The 12,398-nt window shown below is 34.7% G+C and carries 13 protein-coding genes; 1 reads left to right on the forward strand and 12 read right to left on the reverse strand.

What is annotated here, in order from left to right; all coding sequences use genetic code 11:
• Nucleotides 1-103 precede the first annotated feature (103 nt).
• Nucleotides 104-1,015 carry a C40 family peptidase gene (locus tag AC3WJG_RS20910; RefSeq protein ID WP_028409974.1) on the reverse strand — a complete coding sequence of 304 codons (912 nt, stop codon included), beginning with the start codon at nt 1,013-1,015 and terminating at the stop codon, nt 104-106.
• A gap of 315 nt (nt 1,016-1,330) precedes the next feature.
• On the opposite strand from AC3WJG_RS20910, the gene AC3WJG_RS20915 reads away from it, so the two are divergent.
• Entirely contained in the window at nt 1,331-1,843 is a 513-nt protein-coding gene (locus AC3WJG_RS20915; RefSeq protein WP_028409973.1) for a DUF2062 domain-containing protein, read from the forward strand.
• Nucleotides 1,844-2,009: 166 nt separating this feature from the next.
• Here the strand turns inward: AC3WJG_RS20915 and AC3WJG_RS20920 are convergent, their stop codons facing one another.
• From AC3WJG_RS20920 to AC3WJG_RS20970, 11 genes are all read right to left on the reverse strand, one after another.
• Entirely contained in the window at nt 2,010-3,479 is a 1,470-nt protein-coding gene (locus AC3WJG_RS20920) for a hypothetical protein (RefSeq protein WP_323599975.1), read from the reverse strand.
• A 100-nt stretch (nt 3,480-3,579) separates the two neighbouring features.
• Nucleotides 3,580-3,963, reverse strand: coding sequence for a YkvA family protein (locus tag AC3WJG_RS20925; RefSeq protein ID WP_102813214.1), 384 nt, complete (start codon nt 3,961-3,963; stop codon nt 3,580-3,582).
• 104 nt (nt 3,964-4,067) lie between these two features.
• Nucleotides 4,068-4,505, reverse strand: a complete 438-nt coding sequence (locus tag AC3WJG_RS20930; protein WP_098578979.1) for an NUDIX hydrolase — start codon at nt 4,503-4,505, stop codon at nt 4,068-4,070.
• Between the two features lie 283 nt (nt 4,506-4,788).
• The gene (rpiB, locus tag AC3WJG_RS20935) at nt 4,789-5,253 is read right to left on the reverse strand and encodes a ribose 5-phosphate isomerase B (protein ID WP_025749189.1); all 465 of its coding nucleotides are present in this window, start codon (nt 5,251-5,253) and stop codon (nt 4,789-4,791) included.
• Nucleotides 5,254-5,327: 74 nt separating this feature from the next.
• Nucleotides 5,328-5,462, reverse strand: coding sequence for a GapA-binding peptide SR1P (locus tag AC3WJG_RS20940; RefSeq protein ID WP_107917869.1), 135 nt, complete (start codon nt 5,460-5,462; stop codon nt 5,328-5,330).
• Nucleotides 5,463-5,576: 114 nt separating this feature from the next.
• Nucleotides 5,577-6,533 (reverse strand): 6-phosphofructokinase, encoded by a 957-nt coding sequence (gene pfkA, locus AC3WJG_RS20945; protein ID WP_060747582.1) that lies wholly within the window; start codon nt 6,531-6,533, stop codon nt 5,577-5,579.
• 100 nt (nt 6,534-6,633) lie between these two features.
• Nucleotides 6,634-7,965, reverse strand: a complete 1,332-nt coding sequence (locus tag AC3WJG_RS20950; RefSeq protein WP_098248889.1) for an MFS transporter — start codon at nt 7,963-7,965, stop codon at nt 6,634-6,636.
• 704 nt (nt 7,966-8,669) lie between these two features.
• The gene (locus tag AC3WJG_RS20955) at nt 8,670-9,380 is read right to left on the reverse strand and encodes a FadR/GntR family transcriptional regulator (protein WP_028409967.1); all 711 of its coding nucleotides are present in this window, start codon (nt 9,378-9,380) and stop codon (nt 8,670-8,672) included.
• Between the two features lie 208 nt (nt 9,381-9,588).
• Nucleotides 9,589-10,347, reverse strand: coding sequence for an SDR family NAD(P)-dependent oxidoreductase (locus AC3WJG_RS20960; RefSeq protein WP_028409966.1), 759 nt, complete (start codon nt 10,345-10,347; stop codon nt 9,589-9,591).
• Between the two features lie 49 nt (nt 10,348-10,396).
• On the reverse strand, nt 10,397-11,344 hold the full coding sequence (locus AC3WJG_RS20965; protein WP_028409965.1) for a transketolase family protein: 948 nt from the start codon (nt 11,342-11,344) through the stop codon (nt 10,397-10,399).
• Nucleotides 11,344-12,195, reverse strand: a complete 852-nt coding sequence (locus AC3WJG_RS20970; protein ID WP_337133882.1) for a transketolase — start codon at nt 12,193-12,195, stop codon at nt 11,344-11,346. The genes AC3WJG_RS20965 and AC3WJG_RS20970 overlap by 1 nt, the downstream gene beginning before the upstream one ends.
• Nucleotides 12,196-12,398 lie beyond the last annotated feature (203 nt).

The raw sequence follows: 12,398 nt of genomic DNA on the forward strand, positions 1-12,398 counted from the left end.
TAACAAAAAGTCCTGACTGTATATCAGGACTTTTCACTTTATTTACACAAATAATAATAAAGCTGCTTAGTTTCAATTGCTATATTTTTTTACTAGTAATCTATTAGAAAATAGATTTACTTCCTAAATAACGAGGTGCCCAGTAAGAGTTGCTTAACGATGCAATAGTTACACCAGTTGAACTGCCAGCATGAATAAACTGCCCGTTTCCAATATAAATTCCAGCATGTGAAGGACCTCCAGTAGTATCAAAGAACACAATATCTCCTACATTTGGAGTAGATGTACTTTTTCCTGACTGATACAAGGTAGCTACTGTTCGCGGTACAGTTACTCCGCCTCCATTTTTAAATACATAATAAATGAAACCGCTGCAATCGAAACCACTCGGTGATGTTCCTCCCCACACATATGGTACGCCTATGAATTTTTTAGAATAAGCAATTATATCACTAGCTGTCGCTTGCGTTGAACTATTGACAGTTGAAGAACCAGTGGAGCTGCTAGATGCGTTATTTAAAGCATTCAAAGTAGCCGGACCTACAATTCCATCCACGGCTAAACCATGATCCCGTTGGAAATTCATAACCGCAGTTTGAGTAACTGTACCAAAATAGCCTGTTGGTGTGGCATTAAAGTAACCTTTTTCCTTTAACAATTGCTGTACTTTTTCAACTTCATTGCTAGTCATTCCATATTTTAAAAGTGTACCGTTTGTAACCGTACTTGTTGAATTACCTATTAACGCTTGATATGTATTAGATCCTACAATTCCATCAGCGGTTAAACTATGAGAACGCTGAAAGCTTAAAACTGAATCTTTTGTAATTGAACCAAAATAGCCAGTCGAAGTAGCTGAAAATATCCCCTTCTGTCTTAAAACATCCTGTAATTCTTTTACGTCTGGATCTGTCATACCTTCTTTTAATAGCTTGTCTCCTAAAGCTGCCTGGCTTATTGTCGGTAACACAATCAATGACGAGCATAGAGCTAATGAAGAAATTATCTTTTTCACTAAGTATATCCCCCGATGTTATATTTTTCTTGTTCTTGACTATAAAATTTTAGCAGGGAGAAAGAGAAAAGAAACAACCTATTTGTGAATTTTTTGTGACATTTTCAAAAATCACTTGATTTATTAGGAGGTAATTATTTGTTTTGTCATATAAAGTATAAATATACTTATAATGGTTAAATCTGTTGTTCTTTAACCTCATTTATCTTTTTACTTATATAACGCTAAATCTTGAATACAATAAAACACCTTTCTATAATGGTATACACCAAAAGGAAAGATAGGATGCCAGCGTGAAAAGATAGGAGGAATAATGTGGGCAAATTAGTATTTTTGAAGCGCCGATTTAAATACTTACTTCTTAAACTATTAAGATTAAAAGATCATTCACATAAAGTTGCGCTAGGTTTTAGTCTAGGTTCTGTTGTGAACTTTGTTCCTACCTTTGGATTGGGCCTTATAATATCCGTAGGTTTAGCTAAATTATGTAAAGGAAACAGCATAGCAGGCCTTATTGGTGGAATGTTTTTTATGTGGGCCTTTCCGTTGATGTTTTACTTAAATACAGTAGTGGGAGGATATATATTTCCAATCGACCTTAATCAAACTTTGCTTCAGAATGCAGATGAAGATTTGGATAATCGACTAGAACTAGGAGCGAAAGTAGGAAAGAATTTTTTAACAGGAATGGTTCTTAATAGCTTCTTATTTGGAAGTATACTTTATATTGTTAGTTACTATATTATAAATCAGTACAGAGGCTTCCTCTTACACTACATCTATAAGAAATGGACAGTAAAAAAACACACTAAAAAAACGGATAATTAGCTCAATTTCAACATTTATCTTTAATTGTAAAGCGATATAGCTGAACATTTTTTAAAAAGGCATAGAGATAAATTAGCCTATAATTGATACCTATGGTTATCAATTATAGGCTATACGATCTTTATTTCTGTTTTAAGATGAATATGGAGGAAATAAAGGACTGCTCTCATTCCTTTGTTGAAGATAATACAGTTTGTTTCACCCATTTTTTTCGATTTCTTTGGTCAATTATCCATTGATATAAACTTTGTATACCTAGTATCAGAGAAATTATGACACCGCTAGCTGCCAAGATTAATGCAAAATATTCTACAGGATTGTACGCAAGTATATTTCTCCATTTGATTCTTCCGATAAAATCATTTACTACAAGCCCCATTCCAAGCATTTGACCTACTACGGAATAAAGAGTCAAAATCAGCAATAGCAGGCTGTCTTTTTTCGCATTAACGTTTTCCTGGTATCTAAATAAACTCTCTAGAGATTGTTTAGCTTCCTTATATAACAACTCAATATTGAAATTTTTCCTAAGAAGATAAAAAATATCACGGCTCCGGGACTGAGATACTATTTCAAGCGAAAAATAATTGGCGGTAAACGAATTAATGGAATAAATTAATTTTTCCATTTCTTTTACGTCTTTTTCAATATTTAGCTCTGTATAGGTATTAGCTAATTTTAATAAAACGATCTTGTGAAACAGATTTAATACAAGCCCGTAGTAAAATTCTCCATAAAACTGATTAGCTAAATCAGGAGTTGTACGTTCATCTTGAATCGTTATACAAGTAAAAATATGTTCTTCTATCAGAAAATAAGTGCTAGGAGCCCAGCGCTGATAAGCATGTTTTTGTAAATAATCTTGAATGTAAGGAAGGTTATTAGCATGAACATATGGCTTCCCCTCTACAGTTAAGCCGCAAAGACTTCCCATTCGATAAACATCAACTACATCGATTTTTTCATTTTTCTCTAATGCCACTAAAGATTGGACATACATTCTTTCATCTTCAAAAAAAGAAAAGGTTTCAAAATAAGAATTTTCCTTTGAATCACCTTCAAAAAAGCGGGAGAGCCCCTCAAAGAGGTTGTTAAATACAAATCCCCCTGCTCCCTTGTATATCTTGCCATCGCATTCAATTTTTGTACTGCTATCTTTTCGTGTTCGTGGTTCTAATACGCGAAAGCGATCTGCGAATTCTAAAGAATGAGACAACGGCATAGAAGTAAAGGGTTTCAACTCAGTTCGAATGGTTAAAAACCCAAGTTCATAAGGACATGTCGTTAAATCCACAGAGTGTATTTGAAAAGGAATGCATTCTGTATCTGTAATTAACTTACCTCTTATATTTAAAGGTTTTGAATATCTATGAAGGCCTTTTTCTTTTTCTGAGTGTGGAAAGAGTATCTTATTAGTGAAAGACAAATAATACGCCTCCATATCACGATGTGAGACTTTAAAATCGCCGTAATATGCACATTCGTCTTCTAGTTGATTTAACTGAAATAGCTTAAATCCGCTCTTATTTAAAAAAAGGTAGATACTAGATTCAGTTCCTTGCTTTAAGGAAAAAGGGAAAACAAATTGAAAGAGAGCTCTGTCTATCTTTTTTTCTTGAATATCAATTTGCTGCATTTGTTCTAATGTACTCCTTTCAATTATATATATCATTTACCATTTTGTATCATAACAATCGATAGTAAACCTACTATATTTTTTCTTGATAAGAGTTCATTCAATTTAATAATTTAAAAATAGTAAAACAGCTCCACATAAAAATAAGTAGCCATACTACGATAATAATTGAACCCGCAACCCAATTTTTAGGTCGTTCATTTTGAATGAGCTCTTCTGCTTTTATTGTGCAGTCCTCTATAACACTTGTAGGTAGCATTTTCAAAGCAAGCATAATTCCTAAAGGAACAATGATTATATCGTCAATATAGCCTAAAACCGGTATAAAATCAGGAATTAAATCGATTGGACTGAAGGCATATGCAACAACACAAGCAGTAAATAATTTGATATACCAAGATACTCGTTCATCTTTATAAGCTAAGTATAAGATGAATAGCTGTTTTTTCAACTTTTTCGCCCACAGCTTTAATTGATTAAGCATGTTTCCTATTCTCCTTTGCTATATATCTGGACGGTTTGATGTAATATAAAATTACTTTTATTCTCATTGATACCTACATATTTCTCTTATTAATAAATTTATAACTATAAAAATAACTGATTAATGCAATCATCTTGATTTACAGCTAGTTTGGGAATAGCTTGAATAGGAGCCCAATAGTATGAAAAGATTAATCCTGCATCTTCCCCTTTAGAATTAACCTTATATTCCCACCGTTCTGCAGTTTTTTCTTTAATTTCCAAATGAAAAACATGTCGTTCATGATACTGGCTTTTACCTTCATGATGATAAACATATGTTTTCAATTTTGTTACCGATAAAAACTCCATTAATCCAGATTCTTCTTTGATCTCCCTATATAAAGCTTCTTCAATTGTTTCTCCCTCTTCTACAGTACCTGCCGGAACTTGAACTCCTGCTTCTGGATAATCTTTGTGTTTGTAAACTAATAACTCTGTATGATGACCATTAAACCTAGTTATGTAAGCCATAACTTTTGTTATCATCGTTTTACCCTGCATCTTTGCTTCCTCCTATATATAGATACTAACCGTACAGATTTCTTCATCAGCAAACAAACTTCTTTAACTCCCAATAATAAATCAGGGATATTTTATTACATCTATTTTAATTGTAAATAATTAGTCTCAGTGTTGTCATAATAAGCTGCTTTTACGGAAGGTTAACTGGTATGGGAATTGGAATGGTTAGTTTTGCTATTCTGATAGGATCTATAATCATCATATCAGGAAGTGAAATAATAGGAAAAGGCAAGAATCAAATTGATTCTTGCCTTTTTTGTCTTTATTTTCTTTCAAGAGAAGGTTCTGATACATTTTCGTATTCTGTAATTTTACAGATGCGATTTTCATGACGGCCTCCAACAAATGGGGTTGTTAACCAAGTCTCCGCAATTTCGCGGGCTAAACCTGGTCCAATTACTCGTTCCCCCATGGCTAAAATGTTCGTATCGTTGTGTTCACGCGTCATTTTAGCTGAAAAAACATCATGAACGAGTGCGCAACGAATTCCTTTTACTTTGTTAGCGGCAATACTCATGCCAATTCCCGTACCGCAGATTAAAATTCCAAAATCCGCTTCTCCATTTGCTACTCGTTGGGCAACTGGAATCGCATAGTCGGGATAATCGACTGAACTGCTGCATTCACAGCCTAGATCTTCATATATTATGGACATTTCATCTAATAGATTTATAATCTCTTTACGAATGTTTATCCCACCATGATCTGAAGCAATTATGACTTTCATAAGATTACTCTCCTTGTTCAGCTATAGTCTTAATTAAAATTCTAATGATTTTTGGGGTCTCTTTTACCGCTACGTTATTTCCTGGAACAATCCTCGGAACACTTCCCGTACCATGTTTTAACCCCTTCAGAGTTGTCTACATTCTCAATAACTTTCCCACATACTTGACAAACGATAGTTCCCTGTTTTACATTAACCTGCTTATTCATGTTTATTTCCTCCTTTTTATTAGAAAAATTCGTTTGTATTCAAATACATTTCTTTAGAGACAAACTCGTTTTATCTCTACTTTGATAAAACATTGGATGTTAGAAAAGATATTCTTAAGCCAGAATGGTATCCAGTAAGCTGTATTTATCATCATTACTAGATAACTTCGAATGAACTTTTTCAATATCTACATTAATTAAGTCATTTTCTTTGATTCCTACAGCCCTACCAGAATATCCTTTGAATAATAATTCTACTGCTGTGATTCCCATTTTACTTGCTAATATGCGATCAAATGCGGACGGCTGTCCTCCTCTTTGAATGAAACCCAATATACTTGTCCTTACGCTAATATCTAATCGATCCTCGACATATTTTTGCAGGTCTTGAATATCGTACATTTTTTCAGTAATCAGGATTAAGTTATCTTTTTTACCATTTTTAATTTTCTCATTAAGCTTGAAGCAGATCTCTTCAAAGCCCAATTTTCTCTCTGGGGTTGAAATAATTTCTCCAGCTCCTGCTAAAGCAGAGTATAGGGCCAAATCTCCGCAATATCTTCCCATAACTTCTACAATGGTAGTCTTTTCATGAGATAAATCTGTATCCTTAATTTTACCGAGGCATTCTAATATCGTATTTAATGTAGTATCAAATCCAATTGAATAATCTGTATAAGATAAATCATTATCAATCGTTGCGGGAATAGCAATGACATTTGCACCTAATTCATGTAATTTTTGAGCGCCTTTAAAAGATCCTTCACCGCCGATTACCACTAAATGATTAATTCCATAATCTTTTAATATACTTAAAGCTTTCATTCTGCCCGACTCTTTCATAAATTCTGCGCAGCGGGAGGTTTTTAAAAATGTCCCTCCTTTATCCGCAACATAATCTACATCTGTAGAGGTTAATCTATGAAGTTTACCTTCTATTAAACCTTGGTAACCACTCTCGATTCCCATTACCTCTATGTTATGATAGTCAGCTGTTTTTACTACTGCTCTAATAGCAGCATTCATTCCTGGAGCGTCTCCGCCACTTGTTAAAACTCCTAGCTTTATCATTGCTAAACACCTTCTCATTAATTTAGAAAGGTGACCGACACATATTAAAGACCTTTTTGTCGGTCACTCTCAGTAGCACAATTTTTCTTTCAAACAAGAATTAACTAGTTTTTTCTAATCGATCGACTGTGTTTTTTTTAATAGCTCTTCCTGATTGTTTTAATAAAAAAGCTACGATAAAGGAAGCTACAAACATGCTAATACCTAGAAATGTCATACTAGCATTAAAAGATCCGGTCATATCTTTAATATATCCCACGATGTACGGTCCGAAGAAACCGCCTAGATTCCCAATACTATTAATAAGGGCAATGGCACCTGCAGCAGCAGCTTCCGTTAAGAAAGACGGTGGAATTGCCCAAAACGGAGAATATGCTCCGAACGCTCCGCAAAGGCTGATCGTTAAGAATACAAATGATAAAACAATGTTCATATTTGCAACGTAGCTACTAATAATCAATGCCACGCCACTTGTTACTAAGCAAGCAACGACGTGAAAGCGTCTTTCATTTTTCTTATCAGAGTGGTTACTAACCAACATCATGGTTACCATTGCACAAACATACATTAATCCTAAAATCCACCCCATAGCATGCGTACTAAGAGAAGTGGTTTTAGATAACCCTTCTGAAATTGTCGGTAAAAACATGACGATGCCATAGTAGCCAACCATCCAGAAAAAGTATCCTAAAGATAAGGTTAATACGTCACGGTCTTTTAAGGCCTGAGCGAATGTATAGTGTTTGGCTTCCTGCTTTTCTAACTTCTCTTTTGTTGTAACGTCGATTAACCATTTCTTCTCCTCGTTAGTCAACCATTTTACGTCCTCCAGCTTATCGTCAAGATAGAAGAAGCATATCACACCTAAGATTAAAGCTGGAATCGCTTCCAAAATGAAAAGCCATTGCCATCCAGCCATGTTTAACCAGTCAATACCTAATAAATAAGTAGAAAGAGGAGATCCTATTGCATTAGCACCAGGGATTGCAATCATAAATCCAGCAATTGCTTTTGCATGATGTTTTGTTTGATAAAAACCACTTAGATAAAAGACCATACAAGGATAAAAGCTAGCTTCAGCAATTCCTAAAAGAAATCTTGCGGTATAAAACTGCCATGGTGTTTGGATAAAAGCCATTAAAATAGCAATTACTGCCCATGTAATCATGATTCTACTAATCCATCTTCTAGCTCCGACTTTCGTCATCATAGCACTTCCAGGTACTTCTAAAAGGAAATAGCCAAGGAAGAAAATTCCTGCCCCTAATCCAAAAACAGCATTAGAAAAACCTAAATCTTCATTCATTTGTAATGCAGCAAACCCAATATTTACTCGATCAAGTATCGATATGGTAAAACATAAAAATAGAAATGGAATGAGCCTTAACGTTACTTTTTTAGTAGTTGAACGTTCTAAGTTAATTGGATCCAAAATAATTCCTCCCTGGGTTACCATCCTTCTATTCTTCATACTCTTCGGTCTTTGACCTGAGTGTTTGCTCTAGGCTAATTGACAGAAAGAATTAAAAGTTTATATAAAAGATGATTGATCTATTTCTAAGTCTCAGTAAATCTAGTCCCTACTTCTGTAATCCCTTTCATATGGACATATAAAAAATGAAAGAGCGAAGTATCCCCCTGTATTATTTATCATTTAAAAAAGTAAGAACTATTAGAAAATATCATACACCAAAACCTTACTAGCGATATGAAAACACTATAAATCCACTTTCTACTTTCTATCCTAATAATCCAAAACATTTGTACTCCACAGTAACGGTAAAAAACGCTTACATTTTCGAACCCTTCTCTTAATCTCTCTAAAAAAATATCGAGCTGTAAAGACTAATGAATTTTAAGATTCACATTACCTCCGTTTTATAGATTTAGCTACTTGTATACTAAGTTACCTTATATAAACAGTGTACTTACATACCTATTAATTGTCAATATAATTATTATATTAAATATTTTCTGAACATTATTAAAAATGAAAAGAAATACACAGTTTGTTTGGAAAGAAAACACTGAATCTTACTCATTTTATGCTATCTTTTCAACAGCAAAAAGACAGCTACATTTTAGCTGCCTTTTACCTCTATATTTGGTATTGTTCTAATAAAAAATTAGTTGGAATTAAGCTTTCCAATAACGATCATATAGATTTTGCATGTGAAAACTCATAATTCTCACAGCTTCTTCTTCGTTATGCTGTTCAATTGCATTAATAAGTAATTTATGCTCATTAAAATTAACTTCCCGGTAGTCAGGTCTAGTGACGGTTCGATCTCTTATAAACTTCCACATTTCCTGCTGTTTCATCGCATTGCTAATAGCTGCCATAATACTAATAAATAAATCATTATGAGAAGCCTTTGCTATACCATTATGTAGGGCTTCATCTGTTTCTGGTACGTACACCCCTGCGTTCGTTTCTTCCTCCATCTTATCAATAGTTGCACGCAGGTCCTTAATATCTTCTTCTGTAGCTCTCAAAGCTGCAAAACGTACAATAAGAGGCTCTATGTTCATTCTTGCTTCTACAATGTCTTCAGGGGAGGTAGAGTCCGTTAAAAGTGTTGATTGAGAATTTTCAGCTTCTGTTTGAAACTCTTTAACATATACACCTTCTCCTTGACGAGAATAGATAAAACCGTTCAATTCCAGGGCGCTAAGGGCTTGTCTAACAGGCACGCGGCTTACACCAAATTGTTCACACAGCTCCCTTTCAGCAGGGAGTTTATCTCCTACTTGAAACGCTCCAGATTGAATTTCAGAAAGAATTTGATTATAAATTTGAATATATAATTTATTATTAGAAACTGGATTAAAACTAATGGAAATCACTTCTCTCTATAATTATTAGCTCATTTTATTCATAATTAAGTAGACATAATTATTATATACTGTTCTATTTTTAGGGGCAACAAGCCTAGCATCTTCTAGCAAAAAAATCCTTATTTATGTAGTCAGTTTCTCATTTTACTAATGATTTTATCAATAAACAGCTATACAGGCATACCATCATGGCATGCCTGTATAACGAACCTGAATATTAATCCATATGTGAGCCACCGTTTATATCAATTTCTTCTCCTGTAATATAAGAAGCTTCTTCTGAAGCTAAAAAGGCAATTGTAGCTGCGATTTCTTTCACTTCACCCGGTCTACCCATAGGAATACTATCAATCACAGACTTTGCATCTTCTTCAGGAAGTGACTTCCAAATTTCTGTATTAACGAGTCCAGGAGCTACACAGTTAACCGTAATGCCATCTAAGGCTACCTCGCGCGCTAAGTTCTTCGAAAAACCTAGTACTGCGGCCTTAGATGCCGAGTAGTGAGGTCCCCCAAACACTCCTCCACCTCTTTTAGCCGAAACAGAAGACAAGCTTATAATTCGACCATACTCTTGATCTTTCATTGTTTCTAATACTGCTTGTGTACATAGAAACAACCCAAACATATTGACGTTAAACACTTTTGTAATGTCTTCAAGCGTCATATCTTGAACGGTAACCTTTTGAGAAATACCTGCATTATTAATTAAAATATCAATTCTGCCGAATTCTTCAAGTGTTTTTCTAACCATCGCCTCGCAAGAATCTTTACTTGTTACATTTAACTCTATTCCTAAGGCTTTGCCACCAGCTTCTTTTATTTCGTTGACTGTATCCTGCACACCATCAAAATTAATATCTGCTATAACAACAGCCGCTCCTTGCTCTGCAAGTGTCAGGGCGATTGTACGTCCAATCCCTTTTTTGGAACCGCTACCAGTAATAATTGCTACTCTCTCTTTTAAATCAAACATGTTATATTTCCCCCATCTTGTTAGCTTTATCTATTTAATATAGTTAGTCTTACATCAGTTCTTTAGCTGTTTTGATAATATTTTCTACAGTAATTCCATTTAACTCTAATAGTTTTTCATAAGGCGCAGATTGTCCAAATTGATCCTGTACACCAATTCTTCGAACTGTACCTTTTCCTTCTTCCGCAACTACTTCACATACGGCACTGCCAAGGCCATTTAGAATATTGTGATCTTCAACCGTAATGATTTTTCCAATATTTAAGCAGTCAACCACTGCTTCTCGATCTAAAGGCTTAATCGTATGCATGTCTAGTAATTTCACAGATATGCCTTGTTTCTCTAATTCTTTCGTTGCTTCTAAAGCGAGTCGTACTGTATCGCCGTTGGCAATAATAGCGATGTCGCTTCCATCTTTAATTTTTTTCGCTTTTCCGATTGTAAACTCTTCATTTTCATCGTAAATCATTGGAACCGTATCACGAGTAAAACGAAGATATACAGGTCCGTACACTTTAGCAGCTTGTTCTACTAGCTTTCTAGTAGAATAATAGTCAGCTCCCATAATGACGGTCATATTTGGAACCGATCTTAATACACCCATATCTTCTATAGCTTGATGACTTCCGCCATCATTAGCTGGCGTTAAACCGCCGTGTGAACAAGCAATCTTTACATTTAAGTTAGGGTAGCAGACTTCTTGTCTAATTTGTTCAAGCATTCTTAACGAACCAAAAACCGCGTAAGTGCTTACAAAAGGAATTTTACCAGTCGTAGCAAGTCCAGCCGCTAACCCGGCTGCATTTTGCTCTGCAATTCCTACATTAATATGCTGGTCGGGTAATTGTTTGATAAAGTTTACTGTTTTACACGACTTTGCAATATCGACATCAATGACATAAATATTTTTATTTTCTTTCCCTAATTTTACGATTTCATCTCCAAAGGCTTCTCTCGTAGCTTTTTTTACTGTAAGATCTTTTTCTAGTATGCTCATTATCTTAACCCTCCTGCTACTTCTTCCATTGCTTGATGATATTGTTCTTCATTTGGAGCAACTCCGTGCCAATCAGCCACATCCTCCATGAACGAAACTCCTTTACCTTTTACCGTGTCACAGATGATACATTTTGGTCTTCCATTCTTCGCTACTTTTACTTCATCCAATGTTGCTACAATCTCTTCCATGGAGTGTCCATTAATTCGCTTTGTTTCAAAACCAAATGCATCAAATTTTTTCTCTAAATCTTGCAATGGCATAATTTCATCACAAAATCCATCGATTTGAAGTCTGTTATTATCTACAAATACAACTAAATTATCTAATTGGTACTTAACTGCTGTTTGAGCAGCTTCCCAAATTTGTCCTTCTTGACATTCTCCGTCTCCTACTAAAGAAAAAACTCTATAGTCTTTAAAATCTCGTTTACCTGCGATTGCCATACCTACGCCACACGAAAGTCCTTGTCCTAGTGAGCCTGTTGAAATATCAATACCTTTGCACTTTTTCATATCTGGATGCCCTTGAAACGGAGAACCGTATTCTCTTAACGTGTATATCGTTTCATAAGGAACGAATCCTCGTAAAGCTAAAGCGGAATAATGAATGGGACAAACGTGACCTTTAGAAAGGACGAATCTATCGCGATCTTCCCAGTTAGGGTTGTGCGGATCAACATTCATTTCTTTAAAGTAAAGCGCTGCCATAATATCAGCCGCAGAAAGTGAACCTCCTGGATGGCCAGATTGTGCTCCATAAATCATTGTAAGAGCTGTTTTTCTTAATTGAATGGCTTTTTCTTTTAATTCTTCAATACTAATTTCTTTCATTTTAGTCACCTCATTAATTTATGACTTGCTGTTTTCTAAATAATATATCTATTAACATATAATTTAGTACACTTAGGTAACTTGTATACTAAGTATCTTTGTGACTTAAGTGTACATCTGAAATGCGAGTTCGTCAACAACAAGATTGAATTATTAGAATTTTTTTATTTAAAGCAAGTCATTTTGTAAATTCGTATGTTGTTTTCTCTAAAGTTTTTAAG

It is taken from the genome of Priestia sp. FW507-14D1A, assembly GCF_058781295.1.